The organism is Jutongia huaianensis (genome assembly GCF_014384985.1).
GTDB lineage: Bacteria > Bacillota > Clostridia > Lachnospirales > Lachnospiraceae > Jutongia > Jutongia huaianensis.
Map to the genome: position 1 here is coordinate 60,954 of NZ_JACRSX010000015.1, position 20,163 is coordinate 81,116.

Sequence of the window (20,163 nt, forward strand, 5' to 3'; positions counted from 1 at the left end):
ATTATTCCCAGTCGTCTGAGATCCAGTTACGAAGCAGCTGGGCAACCGCCTCCGGATTTTCATCGACAAATTTTTCTATCATCTTTCTCGTCTCAGACTTATCACTAAACTCAATATCCTCTAAGGACTGATTTTCCTTTGTGGTTGCCAGAAGCTGCTCAACAGAAAGCTCCGGCTCTTCATCAGCAACAGCAACCGGTGCTGTTCCACGTACTACGACAAAGATCAGCAGCGCAATGATCAGTACTGCCAGTATGATCATCAGATAATCTGAGATACTACGGCTCTTGGTTGTCTTCTGTACAAACTTCGGAACATTATATCCCACAACGGTAATCGAGCCTGCCGCAACACCGGAGGCACTGGAAAGAAGCTGTATCTCCGTGTTTGGAACATTAAATGTCGTCGTCTGATTGTTCTGAGCCATAAACTCGTCAAAAGTCATATTGTCAAGAGTGCCATCCTTCTCCAACTGCGCCTCATCATATACCGTATACTTGGTCACAACAATACCCAAAGAAGACTGATCCAGCTGGATCGCCGGTTTCTCCTGCTTAATATTCTCAATGGTTTCGTCTGTCAAAAGACCGGTAAGCTTTTCATACTCCTGAGAAGAGCTGTTGGAATTACCGTCATTTATAACATAATCCGTCTCATCATTGTCATTGGAGTCTGTCCCCGGAACACCACTGACGGTGCCGGAAGATCCCTCATTTGTAGAATGTACATAGTTTGTCGGATATCCGTAATCTCTTCCATCTGCAACGCTGTATTTTTTGGTCAGGGTCTCAACCTTGTTCATATTGAACTGGATTCCCTGTGTACCAACCTGTACATCGTCATAACCGCAACGCACCAGCAAGTCTACCAGATTGGAAGCGATGGTGTTTCTCAATCTCTCACAATACTCCGTGGATCCTCCCGTGAGATCTCCGCCCAGTCCATCACTGGTGAAACCGTTATAGAGACAATTACCATCATAATCATTGATAATAACATGATCTACATCTGTACCCACTGCATTTGCCAGCCAATATGCCAGATTCTGTGCCGCATCCGAGGTCAGCTGTTTTTCGTTTTTCTGGTTTACATCAACCATAGCTGTTACAGAGGTGACATTTTCTTCATCCAGAATGCTGTATGTACTCTCCGGCACATCAATAAACACTTTTGCATCATCAATAAAGGAATACTGCACCATACTCGCTTTCAACTCACTCTGCAGAGCAAGAACACGCTTTTGGTTCTTCTCACTCTCTGTAGTGGAAATGCTGTTGTTAAATGCATCATCCCATGTATATCCCTTATCTGTGAGATTATTATCACTCATGCAATAAAAGGCCTTTGTCATATCCTGATCATGGACATATAACGTCAGACCATCCTTTGAGCTTTTATTGGCAATTCCTTCATCGTCCAGTGCCTTTACCATACTGGAGGCATCATCCAGATTACTAAACTGCTGAAACCTTGTCCATGTCGGACGCGAGACAAGATACGCCATCACACCGATCAATACCAGTACAACACATATTACTGCTATAATGATGGTTTTTTGTCTGCTTGTATATCTATTCCAGAATTCAACTACCTTTGCTGGAATTTCCTGTACTCTTTCCTTCATATTACAACTCTCCTAACATTTGTCTTTGCTCTCCAATTGATGACCCTTCTCCGCTTTTCAATGCTTCATTATACATTAAAACTGCAGGTTCATCAATTCTCTGTAGCCCGACATAAAAGAGTCTCTCACCGCCACGACATATTGTAATGAAATATTAGCTTTCTGTTGCGCAATCTGGAGATCATGAATACTCTCTGTCTCTCCCATCGAATACTTCATTTCCTCCACCTCAGCCGCATTACTGTAATCATTGGCATCACTGATCATATTGGCCGCAGAATTAAACAATGCCTCAAAAGCTCCATTCCCCTGTACCTTTCCCGTAGAACTGTCATCCAAGGACGACGATATCTCCGGTACTTTAAAAGCATTGATCAAATCCACATTTGATAGTGCTGATAATTCCATATATACTCTCCATTCTTTGACCGATCCGTCATTTGCTCCGCAACGGATGATCGTTTTCTATGCAGCGTCTTTCCACTCCTTGGACTGCGCTGATATATCAATATTATTTACCGACCTCTAATGCCTTCAGAGCCATATTTTTTGCTGCATTAAACGCCGTAACATTCGCCTCATAGGAACGACTTGCGTCAATCATATTTGTCATTTCGGTCACTGTATTGACATTTGGATATGTAACATAACCATTCTCGTCTGCATCGGGATTCGATGGATCATAAACCATTCTTCCCTCCGTATCGGTATCCTCTGAAATCTGCCGGATCTTTACGCCGTTTCCAACCTTACCATACATCCCCGTTGCAGATGTCAATGCATCATCAAAGGAATAATATGCCTTTTCCTGAAACACAACTGTTTTCCGTTTATAAATATTTCCATCGGCATCCCGTGTGGAATTTACATTGGCAATATTCTGGGAAATCACATCCAAGCGTGTCCTCTGTGCCGTCATACCACTGGCACTTACATCAAATGCAGAAAATACACCCATTTATCTCCTCATCCTTTCCGAAACCAATCATCAATCAACTATGTCTGTCATTACGAACCGTTTCCGCTCTTGCACACACTGCGCAGTCTGGAAAACTCCTGTGATATGGAATCAAGTACCGTGTAATACTTAATCTGGTTTTGCGCCATATAAGAATTCTCTGTATCAATATCCACATTATTGCCATCCAGACGATAGCTTACGGTACTGTAATCTGTATATATACTGCCATTGAGCAGATCCAGCTCTGCATCTGCCACTTCATCATCCAGAGACACACCTCCGCTCAGCTGTTCCTCCAGATAACTCTGGAAATTAACATCCTTACGCTTGTAGGTCGGCGTATCTGCATTGGCAATATTGTTGGAAATAACAGAATGCCTCAGCCAGCTTGCATCTGCGGTTTTTTCCAACACATTAATATAATTATATGCTCCTGATGAAATCATGGAAAACCTCCTCATCTATGTAACATGCATCTCTACTACAGATCTCGTCTTACTTTAAACACAATTACACTACTTATAATTATAAAGAAAATCATAAAAAAAACAAGACCTATTTGCAGATTTTACTCTCCCATACAGTTTCGGATCATCTCCGGAGTAAATAACTCATTTAATAAATGAATGCTTGTTCCTTTCATCCCGGCAGACCGCGTACAGATGATTCCGGCACTCTCACATTTTTTTAGTCCGTTCACAATTACGGACCGTGTAATGCCAACCTGATCTGCGAGACGGCTTGTGATCAGCATATTTTTATCCGACTCTTCCAGCTCATCCAGCACATAAAGCATTGCTTTTGCCTCCAGTCTGGATAAAGTCCTGATTGCTGCGCGCACATCATTTTCTTTGTGCTGCTCTTCTGAAAGCTCTTCACTCTCTGCCCTCTGCATGGCAAGGCCAATCACAGTCATTCCATACTCCATCAGGATAATATCGTCAATGGAAAACACCCCTGACCGGCGATATACAAAAAGTGTTCCAAGTCTCTTCCCCGCCATATTGACCGGTGCCACCATTGTCTGATAATCCTGCACCTGGTCAAAATTAAATCCCAGGGTCAGCAGATTTACATTTTCTTTGGTAGACAATATATTCAGAATACGCTCATGGATATCCTTCTGCAGATAATCTCCATAATTGATATCCTGTATCTGCGGTATCACCGGTATATCCTTTCTCACCCTCATTCCCAGAATCTTACCTTTCCGGCTGAGAAGAAGCACATTAACCTCCATCTCCTGAGACAGCATCCTGCAAAAATCATTAAAATCTACTTTTTCTGATTCCTGCCGGTTTAGCAGACGGTATATTTTGCGTGTTTTATCTAACAGCTCTAAGCTCATGGTACCCCTCCATACATCCGGAGCATCCTCCGGTCAACCCCACGACATTATTCTATGCCAGCAAAATCTATTTCTCTTTTGGTTTTGCCTCCACATAACCACACTGTTCATCCATACATACCAGTTTACTGCCCTTTTCCAACATAAGTCCGCCGCACTGCGGACATTTCTTTGCCGATGGCTTCTGCCAGGTCATAAAATCGCATTCCGGAAAATTCATGCAGCCAAAATACCGTCTGCCCTTTCGGCTCATTTTCATTACAAGATCCCCACCGCAGTTCGGACATTCTACGCCGATCTTCTCAAAAAACGGCTTTGTGTTGCGGCAGTCAGGAAATCCCGGACAAGCAAGGAACTTTCCATGAGGTCCGTATTTAACCACCATGTTTCTGCCGCATTCCTCACAAATCACGTCTGTGACCTCATCCTCTATGGTTACTTCCTCCAGTTCCTTCTGTGCAATATCAACCGCCTCTTTCAGATCCGGATAGAAATTTTCAATGACAGTCTTCCATTTAACGGTTCCGTCCTCTACACAGTCCAGAAGCCCCTCCATCGCAGCCGTAAAGTTTACATCAACGATGCTTGGAAATGATTTCTTCATAATACTGTTTACAACCTCTCCCAGCTCTGTCACATATAACTGCTTCTGCTCCTTCGCCACATAATGACGATTGATGATCGTCGAAATCGTCGGCGCATAGGTACTTGGACGTCCAATTCCCAGTTCCTCCAGCGTCTTAACAAGGGAAGCCTCGGTAAAATGTGCCGGTGGCTGTGTAAAATGCTGCTTCTTTTCCAGATTTTCAGCCTTCATTACAGCACCCTTTGTAATATTTTTCGAAAGGGTTTTCTTTTCGACTTTATCTTCCTCCGTCTGATATACATTCAGATATCCCTGAAAAGCGACCTTAGAGGAAGCCGCTGTGAAACGATATTTATCAGTATCGATCTTAACAGAAGTAGTTTCATATTTTGCAGCTGCCATCTGGCTTGCCATAAAACGCTTCCAGATCAACTGATATAAACGGAACTGGTCTCTGTTCAGGGATTCCTTTACCTGTGCCGGTGTCAGATCAATATAAGACGGACGGATTGCCTCATGGGCATCCTGGATCTTTTTGCCGGACTTTTTTTCAGCTACACCCTCTGCCAGATATTCCTGTCCGTAATTTTCTGTAATGTAGTCCTTTGCAGCAGCCTTTGCCTCCTCGCTGATACGGGTGGAATCCGTACGAAGATATGTGATCAGACCTATGCTGCCTCTGCCCTTTACCGTCACACCTTCATAAAGCCCCTGCGCCAGACGCATGGTCTTCTGTGTGGAAAAATTCAATGTTTTTGCAGCCTCCTGCTGCAGAGTACTTGTCGTAAATGGCTGTGGAGCCTTCTTGGTTCTCTGGGATTTTTTGACATCCTCCACATGAAAATCAGCTTTTTTCAGAGAAGCAACGATCTCATCCATCTCCTTCTCTGACTCAATTGTCATTTTCTTGGAATGAGTACCGTAAAATTCCGCATTCAACGGCTTTTTCTCACCATCCATATAAAAATCTGCATTTAAAGTCCAGTATTCTTTGGAGATAAACTCATTGATCTCCGCATCTCTATCAGAAATAATACGCAGGGCAACCGACTGTACACGGCCTGCACTTAAACCTCTTTTTACCTTTGCCCACAGCACCGGGCTGATCTTATAACCTACCAGACGATCCAAAACACGTCTCGCCTGCTGTGCATCCACCAGATTCGTGTCGATCGGCCTTGCCTGCTTAATTGCCTGTTTTACTGCATTTTTAGTAATTTCATTAAAGGTGATACGGCTTGTATTTTTGTTTTCCAGCTTTAACGCTGTCATCAAATGCCATGATATCGCCTCTCCCTCGCGGTCCGGGTCAGTTGCGAGATATATTTTATCTGCCTTTTTTACTTCCTTACGAAGTTTGGCAAGTAATTCTCCTTTTCCTCGAATGGTAATATACTTTGGCTCAAAATCATTATCCACATCAATCCCAAGCTGACTTTTTGGCAAATCTCTGACATGTCCATTCGACGCAATTACCTCATAGGAACTTCCAAGAAATTTTTTAATAGTCGTCGCCTTTGATGGTGACTCGACAATCACAAGATTTTTTGCCATTTTCTCCATACCATCCTTTCACACTGCAGTATCCTCTCTTGAAATACTTACAGCACTATTGCATAATACTGGTTTCCCACCTGTCTGACTACCCCTTTGAGTTCCATAGATAGCAACAGATTCACTGTCCGTTGTACCGATAATCCGGATATCCGGACAAGCTCCGATATATGAATCGGCTCTAAACCTAAATAAGAATACACTATTTTTTCAGACGTTTCAAGCATAACCTCACATTTTTTCTTCCGGACCGACGCATCTTCATCCATAAATATCCCTAATCCATCAAGAATATCCCTCGTTTTTGTGACAAGGGCCGCCCCACTTTGGATCAGTTGATTGCTCCCAATATAACAGGGGTTATAAATGTCTCCCGGCACCACAAACACTTCCTTCCCCTGGTCCAGCCCAAGCTCTGCCGTGATCAGGGAACCGCTTTTCTTTCCCGCCTCGATCACCAGAATTCCATCCGACAATCCACTGATGATCCGGTTCCTCATAGGAAAATTTGCGGGATACGGCAGCATTCCGGGGCAAAACTCTGAAATCACCCCTCCGTTTTCCTGCATCAGCATATAACTTTCGATATGATTCTCAGGATAACACCGGTCAATTCCACAGCCAAGAACACCATATGTTCTGCCTCCCGCCACAGTCAGAACACCATTCTGTGCAGTAACATCAACGCCTCTCGCCAGACCGCTCACCACAGCAATCCCATTTTCCGCCAGCTCTCTTCCAAACTGTCTGGCTGTTTCCAGGCCTGCGTGACTGACATTGCGCGCTCCTACTACAGCGACTGAAGGTATGTCTCCTGCCGGAAGGCTTCCCTTGTAAAATAAGGAATACGGAGGATCCGGTATATGTTTTAATTTGTCCGGATAATCCGGATGCGACAGACTTGTAAAATGAATTTCTTTTTTACAAAGCTCCTCCCAATCTTTCTGAATCTGATCAGTATTCCGGGATGCCATCAGCGTTTCTATGTCTTTTGTGCGCAGCGAAGAAATTTCCTGCAGCTGTTCTCTTTTCAGCCGGAAAATATCCTCCGGAGCTCCAAATCGTTCCAATAACGCTTTAATCTTTCGACATCCAATTCCGGGAATAGAGGAAAGCCAGAATTCATATTGCACTTTCTTCATGACCTTCCCCCCTCCCCCCAGTATCTTCTGTCGATGGAGCGGTAAAAAACAGCCTCGGAAATATGTTCTTTTTCAATCCGGTCACTGCCGGCAAGATCCGCAATAGTTCGTCCAACCTTTAAAATTTTATGATATGCTCTGGCGCTAAATTCCATTTTTTGAAAGATACACTTCAGAAAGTCCGATGCCTCCTGAGACATCCGGCAATACTGTTTTATTTTCTGCGGCGTCAGGTCGGAGTTATGGCAAAATGCTTCCTCCGCATACCTCTTCCATTGAAGTTTTTGTGCTTTTTCTACCCGTTTACGGATCATTGCAGAAGAATCCGGTTCCTGACAGGCGCTATCTTCCTCCAGCTGATGATACTCCAACGGCATTGTTTCCGTACAGATATCAATCCGGTCCAGCAAAGGCCGGCTGATCCTGCCCAGATATCTTCGCACCTGCCCCGGAGTGCAGTTACACTTTTTACGGTCCGGATACCATCCACAACGGCACGGGTTCATGGCAGCCATCAGAAGCGTATGCGCCGGATACCTGCAGCTTCCCCGAAGTCTCGACACATGGACCCATCCATCTTCCAGTGGCTGACGAAGGACCTCCAGAGTATTTCTCTCAAACTCCGGAAGCTCATCCAGAAATAAGACACCGCCTGATGCAAGACTGATCTCTCCCGGTCTGGGGTAAGTGCCTCCTCCGATCAACGCTCTCTGTGTCGCCGTATGATGCGGAGAACGAAACGGACGTTTTGTTACCAGCGGCGTCTCGCCGGACAACAGTCCGGCCACACTGTAGATCTGTGATATTTCCATCTGTTCCTCAAAGGTCATTGCAGGTAAAATGCCACTCATTCTCCCGGCGATCATAGACTTGCCGGATCCCGGCGGACCGATCAACAGCAGGTTATGCATTCCGGCTGCTGCCACCTCCGCAGCTCTTCTCGCCGTTTCCTGTCCCAGTACCTCTTTAAAATCCGGTTCTGTTGGATCCGTTTGCTCTGCCCCGGTACGACCTCCGGATGGCCGGTACACCGTTCTGTCTAAATCTCCCTCTAACAGATCCACAGCCTGCCTGAGATTTGTGACACCGATAACCTTCATCTCCCGTACCACAGATGCTTCCTCCTGATTGTCCCGAGACAAAATACAGTATTTTACTCCATGGGCCAGAGCCGCATATACCATAGGCAATACCCCGTTTACCGGACGCACTTCCCCCTCCAGACTCAGCTCTCCAATAAACAATATATCATTAAAATCAGATTTGGAAATATAACCGTACGCAGATAATACCGCAACTGCGATCGCCAGATCATAACCTGTACCATCCTTCCGGATATCTGCCGGTGAAAGATTGACCGTCACCCTCCTCGGAGGAAAACGAAAGCCCGTGTTCTGCAATGCAACACGAACACGTTCTTTGGCCTCCTTCGTCTCGCAGGACAGGTCCCCTACCAAAGAAAAAACAGGCAGCCCATCAGATATGTCTGCCTCAATCTGAACCATGTGGCCTTCAATTCCCTGAATCGCCACGCTAAATGTTTTGCTATACATATTGACTCCTTTCGCCTGCGGCAAAAGAAGCTTCCCCTCAGTATATACTTCACAAAAGAAAAAGACAGGCTTCACGACACATCAGTCGAAAACCTGTCTGTCATTTTCAGCATTATAACACTGCTGGTATCAAAAAACAATCCCTATTATTTATTGAGCATTTTTTTGATCTCATCCATAAAGATGCTGACATCCTTAAACTCGCGGTATACGGAAGCAAATCTCACATAGGCAACCGGATCCAGCTTTTCCAGATGATCCATCACAAGCTCACCAATATAGCTGCTGGGAATTTCTCTTTTTTCCTGATTGAAGATCTCTGCCTCCACCTGATCAACCAATGCATTCATCTGATCGATGGATACGGCACGCTTATGACATGAACGAAATACACCACTCTCAATCTTTGTCCTGTCATAGCTTTCCCTACTCTGATCCTTTTTGATAACAACTAAAGGAATTGCCTCAACCTTTTCATAAGTTGTAAAACGCTTTCCACACTTGTCACATTGTCTCCTGCGCCGGATCGATGAATTATCATCTGCCGGTCTGGAATCGATCACCCTTGTATCGTCCTCCCCACAATACGGACATTTCATGCCTTTTACCTCCATCTTTTGTTCTTAGCAACATTATCGTTCAAACAAACAAAAAATGCAAGCAGATATTTTTATTCGTCCCACTGGCATTTTTTCAGGCACTTTTCCCGTTCTGCTTCCACAAGGATCACATCTGTCCCAATCCGCTGGATCTGCTCATAGGAAATAATATATTCCTGATCTCTTCCAAGAATCCCCAGCACCTTGCATGGACCGGGGATGATCAGATTGCAGATCCGACCTGTTTTTATCTCGAAATCCACATCACAAACATTTCCCAGTCTCTCGCCGTCGCAGATATTGATCACTTCCTTTTCCCTCAACTCTGACATCCGCATAAAATCACTCCATTTTTCGAGGATTACTTAAGCTTATGCAAAATTTCAGTCTCTATGCAAGATAATTTTTCATGGACCGGAGAGCTCTTTTTTCCAGCCGGCTCACCTGTGCCTGTGAAATCTGTATTTCCTGCGCCACCTCCATCTGGGTTTTTCCTTCAAAATATCTCAGTTCAATGATCCTGTGTTCTCTCTGGCTTAAGCGGTCAATCGCTGCTTTTAATGAGATCTGCTCAACCCACTTTTCTTCCTTATTCTTTTTATCACTGATCTGATCCATAATATAAAGATTATCCCCACTTTCGGCATAAACCGGCTCGTAAAGGGATACCGGACTTTGAATAGCATCCAGTGCAAACACAATATCCTGTGCCGGAATCTCCAGCTTTTGAGCCAGCTCCTCCACCGTAGGCTCTTTATCCGAGACCTTCATCATGGATTCTTTCATATAAATTGCTTTATATGCCGTATCCCGTATGGATCTGCTGACCCGGATACTGTTGTTATCCCGGAGATACCTTCTCACCTCACCGATGATCATGGGTACGGCATAGGTGCTAAACTTTACATTAAGTGTAGTATCAAAATTATCAACGGCTTTCATCAGCCCAATACACCCGATCTGAAACAGATCGTCTACATTTTCATTAGAGCCGGAAAACCGCTGGATAATACTTAATACCAGCCGGAGATTTCCCTTAATAAACTTCTCTCTCGCCTCTTTGTCCCCCTGTTGTATCTTTTCAAATAATTCTGTCTTTTCCTCATTCGTCAACAATGGTAACTGGGATGTATTTACCCCGCAAATCTCTACTTTATACATTGCCATGAGCGTTCTCCATTCTGCGAAAGAATTTTCTGTACAGCCAGAGCTGCCGTGAGCCGCCGGTTATGATTACCGGCTATGTAAGTAGGATTTGCGATTCCGCTTTTTTTATACCTGTTCCAGACGCATGATCTCTTTTTTCAATCTTTTAATGATCTTCTTTTCTAACCTGGATATATAGGATTGGGAAATACCAAGTAAATCAGCCACCTCCTTCTGTGTTCTCTCTGTCCCATCCTTTGTGTTCAGCCCAAAACGAAGCTCAATGATCATCCGCTCCCTTTCTCCCAGCTTATCCAATGCCATCCGCAGAAGTTTCCGGTCTACCTCCTCCTCCAGATTTTTGGAAATAATATTCTCATCTGTCCCCAGAATATCGGAAAGCAGCAGTTCATTTCCGTCCCAGTCCACATTGAGGGGTTCATCAATGGACACCTCCATTTTGACCTTATTGTTTCTCCTCAGATACATTAATATTTCATTTTCAATACATCTGGAGGCATATGTGGCAAGCTTGATATTTTTCAGAGGATTAAAGGTATTGATTGCCTTGATCAGTCCAATCGTTCCAATAGAGATCAGGTCCTCCACACCAATCCCTGTATTATCAAACTTTTTAGCAATATACACCACAAGCCTCAGATTATGTTCAATCAGGCGACTTCTGGCATTCTGATCCTCTTCCGTTCCCAAAAGATCAAGTATTTTGCTTTCCTCTTCTCTGCTAAACGGCGCCGGAAGGATTTCCGCTCCGCCGATATAATGGATCTCTCCTCCCTTTTTCGGTAGAAACCATCCGCGCAGCTCCGGCATAATACGAAGCTGAAATTTATTTGGCATGCTTATTTTAATCATTCTTTCATCCTTTCTATTTTATTTTCTGCCATACATAATCAATTGTACTGCAGAATCTTCTGACAATTTGGGACTGACTGCCGCAAGGAAGTTCCGTACCTCCGAGCCATCCTGCAGAGACAGTCTGGGAATCCGGTATGCTGTCAGCATCCCGTCCCCTCCAATGGACTGAAAAGGAATTAAAAGAGGAGGCCGGGTTTTCGTTATTTCCAACTGTTGTGCCAGTGTCTCTCCAATGATCATAACCCGTTCTCCACTATAAGGGCTCACAAGACAGTTGCCGGTATCCAGCATAACCCGCAAAGGATAACGTCTGCCGTTTCCCATAATGATCACGCCGTCCATGGTATTTACCCTTTTATCCCCCTGCCGCAGATAACGTTCCATAATATAAAACACCAGCCATATCCCGGCCGTTCCTGCAAACAGTGTCCATATTCCTGTAGTATGCTCTTTTCCCATCCACTCTCTGCATAATAATAATGCTCCCCCTGTCAAAACGCTCACCTGAAGAAAATAAAGCAGATCCTTTAATAATTCCCGGAACTGTTTCTCCCAAAAACAAAACTGAAGCATTTCAAAAGCAAATAAAATTTCCAACACGATCAGGCCGGCGGGCATACCATTCTGCCAGAAAAGAATTTCATTTTTACCATTATGCTCTTTCAACTGCTGCAGCCACCATACAAGCACTGCTGTCATCTGACCGCTTTCCAGCAGAGATACTCCTATAAGACGCCATTTTCTGAGATACTTTCGTCTTATAATTGCCGTCATCCCCAACAGAAACAGGTTCATTATGAAGTTCAAAAGCCAGAAGATATCCCAATAAAATGCAATTCTCATCTGATCATTCTGTCATCTCCTTTCCGTTTTCTAAAAATAATTATATGCAAGCCTTCTTGAGAAAAATGTCAAACAGAGGCGAAAAGAAAAAAAGTCGTGTCTGTCATCTCGACAAAACACGACTTTTCCAGTCAACATTTTTCATTTTATAGTTTATGATATTCTGTCACTCTGCCACGTCTCCTTGGAAACCTACTTCTTCCCCAAAGACGTATTCTTCCAACGCAGATTATTACTATAACTCAGCTTCACACCATCGCCATTCTGAACCTCCACCACAAAGGAATTTGGAATCTCATCCGGTTCATAGCTCTTCTGTTTGTCCTGCTTACGGTCGGAACGCTCCGGTACATCCTTCAATTTCAAATGATGCTCATCAATCCACTGGGATTCCAGCTCTTTTCCGTCAAAGTACACTCTGCAGTACGGAGTAAAATTATCTCCCCGGACAATATATTCCCCATCCTTTTGATATACATCTGCAATCTTCAGTGGATTTGTTCCCATTTGCAGATTACTTGCAGTAAATGGCACTTCTCCATCATAAATATAATTCTCTCCATAAAGAAGATCGTACTCCAATGCTTTCAGATCCGTCTGATAAGTGTCACTGCTGCGGTCCGCCTGCTGATGAAACTGTGTGATCACACCTGTATGAATTCCAATCCGATCAAGCACCTCCGGATACAGCTCATATGCCTTCAGATCCTGATCCTTTTCTTTTAGTCCGTAATTATTCCAGATAATATACTGCGTCTCGTACAGACTGCCGTCCTCCAGGTCTTCATTGGAAAGATCAAGACTCGGCAGATGATCTCCATAAAGTACAAGCACAGTAGGCTTTTCCCGCTTTCCAAGAGCATATACCAACTTACCGATCATCTGATCTACTTCATCGATCTCATTGACATAATATTCATACGACTCTTCCTTTCCCGTCGGAGCATTATACACCTTTACCGGATCCTTAGAGTCTGTCTTTACATCATTGTACTTTCCATGACTCTGCACGGTAATCCCGAAGGTGAACTCCGATTTGTTTTTATTATCATCCAGAGTCTTCAAAATTTCATCTACCATCACATCATCCTTCGCCCATCCATTCGGGTTTAATGTGATATTGTTCATATACTCTACAGACGTAAAGCTGTCAAAACCAAGATTAGAAAATACCTTATTGCGTCCATAAAAGGTTGCTGTATTGTTGTGTACCGCATGACTGGAATAACCGATCTGTGCCAGATCATTGCAGATACTTTCGGAAGTTTTGCTTTTTAATACTGTTTTATATGGGTACTCGCTGACACCAAAATCATGCTGGCTCATACCGGTAAGCACCTCAAACTCGGTATTTACGGTACCTGCCCCCACTGTCGGCACTGTCAGCTGACCATTGGAATACTCCTTTTGAAGACGGTGAAAATTAGGCAGGGGATCTCTGGAAAAGCTGACTCCCTTCACATCACAAATATCAAAAAACGACTCCAGCTGGATCATCACAATATCCGGCTTCACCTCCGGCTCGTCTGTACCGGTATCCTTAATAGAATCCTTAATCTGTGCCATGGACTCCTCAGAATAATCCTCCGGTTTCTTAATACCGGTATCAATGATACTGTTTGCGAAGCAATAAACAAATCCATAATTTTCATACGCCTCAGAAATATTGGTATAATTCTCGGCCAGTGCCTGAACAGAGGTGCTGGACTTATGCATCACCACAATCCCCGCTGCCAGTGTCAGGATAACCAGCGTTGAAAGCATATATGCTTTTTTGGTGGTGTTTTTCTGGAAGCATGGCGTCCTTTTAAACAGACAGATCAGGGAAATCACCAAAATAGCAATTGCAAAAAATATCATCATCACATTAAATGCAGTCAGATAATGACCGGATACACTGATCGCGCTGCTGATCAACGTAAAATCCACGGCTGAAAACGGTGTCACCCGGAAATGCAGGATCACGAAATTGATGACACCAAACAACAGCCATACTACGGACATCAATGTCAATACAAATATCTCTCTTTTGAAATACATAGCGACCGACAGGGTCAGCATAATGATCAATACATTAAACATAAATAAAAACGGCTTGTCAACCATATAAGAAAATGCAGAAAAGACTGATTTTCTATTTAAGCTCTCAATGACAATATCCAGAATCACCGGCAAAAAAACATAAAAAGTAAAAAACTTCTTTACTCGTAATAATTTTTCTCCCATAACAAACCTTCCTTTATATCAAGCTTATTTTTATAAAAATGATTTTTCAAAAATCGCACACTCTGCTGTACATGCAATTTTCCATTACATAAATATACTACCGGCAGGCAGATGCAGCACCTGCTCACGCCGATAGTATATCACTTTCCATTTCTAATTGCACGAACTTTTTATAATGTCTTTCTTAAATTTTTATGAAGTCATCCTCTTTCCTATCATACTTCATAAAACATCTTTTTCTACTGTACTGCCGCACCTGTTGCCGGCTGGGCTGCAGATACCGTAAGATGGATCGTAACCTTTGTTTTATTGCCGGCCTGATCCTGAACCTCATAAATCACATGATAGCTTCCGTCTGCCTGATTTGTAATCTTCACCTGAACATCCGAGGTCTTCAATGCAGATACATTATCAGATACACCGATCAAGGATCTTGCATATTTCTCATTGACGTGAACAGATGAATCTACCGGATATGTTCCGCCATCCGTTACCCCTGTGATCTCCGGTGCCTGACTGTCTACATATGCCTTCACGGAAACTTCTGTCAGATCACTTGCATTCTGTGCCTTATAAGTCACCTTATAAACACCCTTTTTCTGCTTTTTAAAGATAACTTTAATATATTTGCGTGCAAGTTTTTTTCCCTTCTGGGTAATTGTTACATTCTTTAATGCTCTTCCCCTGGTAAGCTGATCTGCAGACTTCACATAAATATCCTGTGCATTGCTGATTTTTGGTGCCGGAAGGCTGGAAGTCACCTTCACCTTAACGATCTTTTGAACCTTACGTCCAATCTCATCTCTGAGCTTATAAATCACCTTATAAACTCCCGGCTTTTTTGTATCGACCTTTTTTACATCCGCTCCATGATAACGAACAGAAACCTTTAACCGGGATGTTGCATCATATCCTGTGGTATTTTTGGCAGTGACACCTTTTTTAGCAGAATATGTACCATTATATGGTACCGTCTGGTTTTTGGTACCGGAAATACTTGGCTTTTTCTTATTCCATGGATTACCGGAGCTCCATACATCCGTCGGATCCCATGTGCTGGAATACGGCAATTTGATCGCAGACGGCTTGCCGAGCGGACCCGGATTTGATGAATTGTAAACCGTAACCGGAGAACCGGAAGGTACATTATCGTAGATCCATTTGGCATCTGCTACGCTCAGCCGGACACATCCATGAGATGCGGTCACACCAAGCTTATTATACGCCGAAGCAGATAATGATGACGGTGTCTGCTTGTAATACCAGACAGAATGAAATAAAATGCCTCCGTGAATTCTGGTGCAATACTGACCATAACATGGACCCATTAATGTATGCCAGCGCATTTTCTCTCCCAGCGGAAATGTGCCGACCGGCGTCGCATAACCGGTAGAACATACCATTGCCTTTACCGGCTTATACTTTCCATTGGCTCCTGATTTGTAAATGGTCACACAGTTCTGCTGTTTATTGATCTTGATCTGATATGCAGAGGCTGCACTGACTCTGGAAGAATTTCCCAGCATTGTCACACAGACAGCCACTGTAAGAACCATTACAAGAATCCTTCGAGCTATACTGTTATTGCTTTTCATCGTTCTCCTCCTATCATTGAAAAATCCATTTCTCATTTTGGAAGCGGCATGATTACTTCTGAAATATATGGGTTACTCTGTCATATTTTTATAAATTCTTGCCACCTTGTCAACCGGACCCTTCGCTACCAGATGACCACCATCCAAAATGATCGCTCGGTCGCAGATTCTCTGTACCTGCTCCAAAGAATGAGAAACGAAAAGCACGGTCACTCCCTTATCGAACATGTCCATGATCTTTTTCTCACTCTTGCGGCGGAATTTTTTATCTCCTACAGATAACACCTCATCTAGGATCAGAATTTCCGGTTCTACGACAGTCGCAATCGAAAATCCCAGACGGGATTTCATACCGGAGGAATAATTCTTGATCGGTACATCAATAAACTCTCCCAGCTCAGAGAAATCTACGATCTCATCAAATTTCTCATCCAGAAACTCCTTGGAATATCCCAGAACAGCACCGTACAGATAGATATTTTCTCTGCCGGTATACTCCTGACTGAAGCCTGCTCCCAGTTCCAGAAGAGGTGCCAGCTTCCCTTTGGTCTGTACATAACCTGTCGTCGGCTTCAATACACCGGAAACAATCTTTAACAGGGTACTTTTACCGGATCCGTTCAATCCCAGTACTCCCAGACGCTCTCCCTTTTTCACCTCAAAATTGATCTCTCTCAAGGCCCAGAATTCATTAAAATGCAGATCTCTCTTTAAAAAACGGATCATATATTCTTTCAGGTTATCCACACGATCCTGACTCAGATTAAAACGCATTCCTACGTTTTTAACCTTAATGGCAACATTATTTTTCATTGAACTCTCCATTCCTGCAATGATGCAACTCCACCGGGCTGCCCGGCATTTCTGTTTATAATATCTGATTACAGATACAAAATGAAATCATCCTGTTTCTTATAGAAAAGAACCATTCCTATCACCAAAAGCACAACAGCAATTCCTGCCGACAATACACAATATTGCATATTCATTGGAACTCCGTACAATACGGAATTTCGGAAATTAGCGATACACATATATACCGGATTGATATTGAATACCCAGCCCTTACCGCTCTTAATGATCTTTTCCACCGGATAGAAAATGGCAGATGCATACATAACAAGCATACAGGCAACACCCCAGATATATTCCACATCCCGGAAAAATACACTAAGTGTCGCTAAGATCAGGCTGGTACCTAAAGACATCACAAACAAAATGATCAACGGGATCCATGCCTGTGACAGATAGATCGTCGGCTCCACCTTCAGCACAACGGCTACTCCCACCAGAACCACCAGCGAGATCAGGAAGATCAAAAAGTTGGAAACCACCGAAGAAACAACGTATATATACTTGGGTACATAGACTTTTTTGATCATCGAGGCATTGCCGCTGACGGATTTGAGCCCCGCCTTTGTCGCTGACTGAAAAAAGGAAAATAACAGACGTCCTGTCAGTACATATACAGGGAACTGCTTTGTACCTTTATTAAAGAACGTACCGAAGACAATGGTCAGAACGATCATAGTTAATAACGGCTCGATCAGGGTCCAAAGAATTCCCAGATACGAACGGCGGTACTTTAATTTGATATTTTTCTTGACCAATTCATACAATAGATTATTGTACTTTGTAAAATTCTTAACAATCTGTTTTGCTTTTCCCATAGATTTCCTCATTTCTGCCACACGGATACCATATGACAACTCATTTTCAATTATCGTTTCCCCTGTCCTGTGATGACAGGACACTCGGTGCTAATTATAACATAAGATAGCGAAAAGTCAATTTATTGATTTTGTGAGTATTGTTAATTCACTCCTGATTTTGGGAAATTCCTCCCACAAACTCTATTGACCCCACCGCTGCTATATGATAAAGTACAAGCATAGGAAGGGACGTTTTTCAGACAACATCCCATCGGAAAGGAAGTCTTTTCTATGATACAGCTCAATCGTGAAGCCGGCATTTCCAAGAAATACGACGGCACATTAGATTACGGCATTGAAATGTACGATAATCTTCCATACCAAAGAAACAGTGATGTATGCAACGGCAGTACCGTTGCTTTATATAGTGGTCATATTATTAAATATTATCTTTGTAATAACGAGGAGGAAGCCTATCCCATCAACAACAGAGATGATGAGATCCAATCTATCCTGCGCCGTGCCCGGGAAGAGGCGGAGAAACATCAGACGGAGGATACCGAACCCGAGGTAATTGGAGATCCTTCGGAGATTACCGATGAGCAGATTCAGGCTCTGACCACCGATCAGTCCTCCGACAATGACGGTACAGAGGCAGAACCGGCTGGCACACCGGAAGTTGTCAATCTTGATGATATTGAGGACTGGTAATTCAGACGAAAATGAAATCACGACGATAATTTGTATGTCAAACAGATATGTTTCAATCCTTTCCGTGTACTCTTTTTCGGACAAAGTAAAAACAGATCACCTGCATCACGATCGTTAAGATCCATGACACCGGATATGAAATAAACAAAAAATCCAATGCTCTGTGCTGCGGAAATACCCAGTATATCCATACTATTCTCGTTCCAACCGTTCCAACCACAGAAAGAATCATTGGCACCGCAGAATGTCCCATTCCCCTGAGTGCTCCCGGAAACAGATCCATAATCCCACATAAGAAATATGTCACAGTGGTGTACAGCATAATATCCGTACCACAAGCCACCACATCTGCACTCTTCGTATAAATGTGCATCAACTCCGAGCCAAATAAATAGGAACCTCCTCCGAATATTAAGGAAACGGTCACCGTAAGCCCCAGACATTCCAGCAATATCCTATCCATTCTCTTAAACTTGCGCACACCGTAGTTCTGGCTGGTAAAACTCATACATGCCTGTGTAATGGAATTGACGGACACATATAAAAATCCCAGGATATTATTGGCAGCCGTATATCCTGCCATGGCAACAGATCCGAAGGAATTCACCGAGGACTGCAATAATACATTTGAGAAGTTAATAATCGTGCTCTGGATTCCTGCCGGCACACCCACCTGAAAGATCTGCTTTACATAGCGCGCCTTCATACCAAGTTTGGAAAACCGAAGCTGATAACTTCCCTCCGAATAATACAGACAGCGAAGCACTAATACACACGATATCCCCTGAGAGATCACGGTTGCGATCGCAACTCCGGCTACTCCCAGATGAAACCGGATCACCAGGATCAGATTTAATACCACGTTCGTAGCACCGGACACGATCAGAAACATCAACGGACGCTTTGTATCCCCTACTGCCCTTAAGATAGCGGCTCCATAGTTATACAACATAAAAAATGGCATCCCCACAAAATAAATACGCATATATAAAGTGGAAAGATCCAGTACATTATCCGGCGTGTCCATCAGCTGCAAAGCCCCCTTCGCAGACACCACGCCTACAATTCCCATGACAATGCCGCTGATCAGAGCCAGCGTGATCGCCGTATGTACCGTTTCTGACATCTCCTTATCCTTCCCGGCGGCATAAAATCTCGCCGCCAGCACATTCGATCCCAGAGAAATCCCAATAAAAAAATTAACAAATACGTTGATCAGCGCTGTCGTTGATCCCACTGCAGCCAGCGCCTCGCTTCCGGTAAACCGCCCCACCACGATAATGTCCACCGCATTAAATAACAGTTGCAAAATTCCGGACAGCATTAATGGAATGGAAAAGGATATCAGCTTGTCCAGTATGGAACCGTTGCACATGTCAATCTCATATTTGCTTTTCTTTTGTTGTGTACTCATTTTTACGCCTCACTTCATTTGTTATTACTATATTCCGAAACACCATATCGTTTACACCGCTCTTCAATCTCTTGGTAAGGAAGAGTAAATTTTACATATTTTACATATCCCGTGGTTGTATCATTCTTTAACTTTTATTTATATAGTACAGTGGCATTATTCATAATCTTATCATAATTCTTTCTTATAAAGATAATCTAATTTTAAACCAAGTCTCTGTATGCTTCATTCGTTTCATTTTTCAAGTCATATAATTCAGGCTCCGTATATTCTATGTTTCTCTATGCCGCTGGTTCATAATAACTTTACCCATTTATATAATAGTTCTTTTTC

19 protein-coding genes are annotated in these 20,163 nt (G+C 43.3%); 1 reads left to right on the plus strand and 18 read right to left on the minus strand.

The genetic code is table 11. The features are described from left to right. Position 1: 1 nt before the first annotated feature. From H8704_RS10655 to H8704_RS10735, 17 genes are all read right to left on the minus strand, one after another. Positions 2 to 1,624 (minus strand): hypothetical protein, encoded by a 1,623-nt coding sequence (locus H8704_RS10655; protein WP_022463892.1) that lies wholly within the window; start codon positions 1,622 to 1,624, stop codon positions 2 to 4. 75 nt (positions 1,625 to 1,699) lie between these two features. Continuing rightward, entirely contained in the window at positions 1,700 to 2,032 is a 333-nt protein-coding gene (locus tag H8704_RS10660) for a flagellar hook-basal body complex protein FliE (protein WP_022463893.1), read from the minus strand. A 103-nt stretch (positions 2,033 to 2,135) separates the two neighbouring features. Further along, positions 2,136 to 2,582 (minus strand): flagellar basal body rod protein FlgC, encoded by a 447-nt coding sequence (gene flgC / locus H8704_RS10665; RefSeq protein WP_022463894.1) that lies wholly within the window; start codon positions 2,580 to 2,582, stop codon positions 2,136 to 2,138. Between the two features lie 50 nt (positions 2,583 to 2,632). Further along, the gene (gene flgB, locus H8704_RS10670; RefSeq protein WP_022463895.1) at positions 2,633 to 3,031 is read right to left on the minus strand and encodes a flagellar basal body rod protein FlgB; all 399 of its coding nucleotides are present in this window, start codon (positions 3,029 to 3,031) and stop codon (positions 2,633 to 2,635) included. 122 nt (positions 3,032 to 3,153) lie between these two features. Continuing rightward, the gene (locus H8704_RS10675) at positions 3,154 to 3,933 is read right to left on the minus strand and encodes a GTP-sensing transcriptional pleiotropic repressor CodY (protein ID WP_022463896.1); all 780 of its coding nucleotides are present in this window, start codon (positions 3,931 to 3,933) and stop codon (positions 3,154 to 3,156) included. Between the two features lie 67 nt (positions 3,934 to 4,000). Next, positions 4,001 to 6,073: a type I DNA topoisomerase gene (gene topA / locus H8704_RS10680; RefSeq protein ID WP_249298264.1), complete on the minus strand. Its 2,073-nt coding sequence runs from the start codon at positions 6,071 to 6,073 to the stop codon at positions 4,001 to 4,003. A gap of 47 nt (positions 6,074 to 6,120) precedes the next feature. Continuing rightward, positions 6,121 to 7,215: a DNA-processing protein DprA gene (gene dprA / locus H8704_RS10685; protein ID WP_022463898.1), complete on the minus strand. Its 1,095-nt coding sequence runs from the start codon at positions 7,213 to 7,215 to the stop codon at positions 6,121 to 6,123. Further along, positions 7,212 to 8,768, minus strand: a complete 1,557-nt coding sequence (locus H8704_RS10690) for a YifB family Mg chelatase-like AAA ATPase (protein ID WP_249298257.1) — start codon at positions 8,766 to 8,768, stop codon at positions 7,212 to 7,214. The genes dprA and H8704_RS10690 overlap by 4 nt, the downstream gene beginning before the upstream one ends. Before the next feature lie 146 nt (positions 8,769 to 8,914). Continuing rightward, positions 8,915 to 9,367 (minus strand): transcriptional regulator NrdR, encoded by a 453-nt coding sequence (nrdR, locus tag H8704_RS10695; RefSeq protein WP_022463899.1) that lies wholly within the window; start codon positions 9,365 to 9,367, stop codon positions 8,915 to 8,917. Positions 9,368 to 9,438: 71 nt separating this feature from the next. Next, positions 9,439 to 9,705, minus strand: coding sequence for a YlmC/YmxH family sporulation protein (locus H8704_RS10700; protein WP_118676256.1), 267 nt, complete (start codon positions 9,703 to 9,705; stop codon positions 9,439 to 9,441). A gap of 52 nt (positions 9,706 to 9,757) precedes the next feature. Beyond that, positions 9,758 to 10,534: an RNA polymerase sporulation sigma factor SigG gene (sigG, locus tag H8704_RS10705; RefSeq protein WP_249298258.1), complete on the minus strand. Its 777-nt coding sequence runs from the start codon at positions 10,532 to 10,534 to the stop codon at positions 9,758 to 9,760. Between the two features lie 105 nt (positions 10,535 to 10,639). Next, on the minus strand, positions 10,640 to 11,386 hold the full coding sequence (gene sigE, locus H8704_RS10710) for an RNA polymerase sporulation sigma factor SigE (protein WP_118676260.1): 747 nt from the start codon (positions 11,384 to 11,386) through the stop codon (positions 10,640 to 10,642). A gap of 18 nt (positions 11,387 to 11,404) precedes the next feature. Beyond that, on the minus strand, positions 11,405 to 12,232 hold the full coding sequence (locus tag H8704_RS10715; RefSeq protein WP_249298259.1) for a sigma-E processing peptidase SpoIIGA: 828 nt from the start codon (positions 12,230 to 12,232) through the stop codon (positions 11,405 to 11,407). Between the two features lie 192 nt (positions 12,233 to 12,424). Continuing rightward, positions 12,425 to 14,458, minus strand: coding sequence for an LTA synthase family protein (locus tag H8704_RS10720; RefSeq protein WP_249298260.1), 2,034 nt, complete (start codon positions 14,456 to 14,458; stop codon positions 12,425 to 12,427). Between the two features lie 239 nt (positions 14,459 to 14,697). Next, the gene (locus H8704_RS10725) at positions 14,698 to 16,053 is read right to left on the minus strand and encodes a L,D-transpeptidase family protein (RefSeq protein WP_249298261.1); all 1,356 of its coding nucleotides are present in this window, start codon (positions 16,051 to 16,053) and stop codon (positions 14,698 to 14,700) included. A gap of 72 nt (positions 16,054 to 16,125) precedes the next feature. After that, positions 16,126 to 16,866 carry an ABC transporter ATP-binding protein gene (locus tag H8704_RS10730; protein ID WP_022306126.1) on the minus strand — a complete coding sequence of 247 codons (741 nt, stop codon included), beginning with the start codon at positions 16,864 to 16,866 and terminating at the stop codon, positions 16,126 to 16,128. Between the two features lie 68 nt (positions 16,867 to 16,934). Next, a complete protein-coding gene (locus H8704_RS10735) occupies positions 16,935 to 17,723 on the minus strand; it encodes an ABC transporter permease (protein WP_022463906.1) in 789 nt (262 codons plus the stop codon). A gap of 273 nt (positions 17,724 to 17,996) precedes the next feature. Between H8704_RS10735 and H8704_RS10740 the strand changes: the two genes are divergently transcribed. Beyond that, positions 17,997 to 18,416 (plus strand): hypothetical protein, encoded by a 420-nt coding sequence (locus H8704_RS10740; RefSeq protein WP_249298262.1) that lies wholly within the window; start codon positions 17,997 to 17,999, stop codon positions 18,414 to 18,416. A 52-nt stretch (positions 18,417 to 18,468) separates the two neighbouring features. On the opposite strand, the gene H8704_RS10745 is transcribed toward H8704_RS10740, so the two are convergent. After that, complete coding sequence (locus H8704_RS10745; protein WP_118676276.1) at positions 18,469 to 19,830, minus strand: MATE family efflux transporter; 1,362 nt, start codon at positions 19,828 to 19,830, stop codon at positions 18,469 to 18,471. Between the last annotated feature and the right edge of the window lie 333 nt (positions 19,831 to 20,163).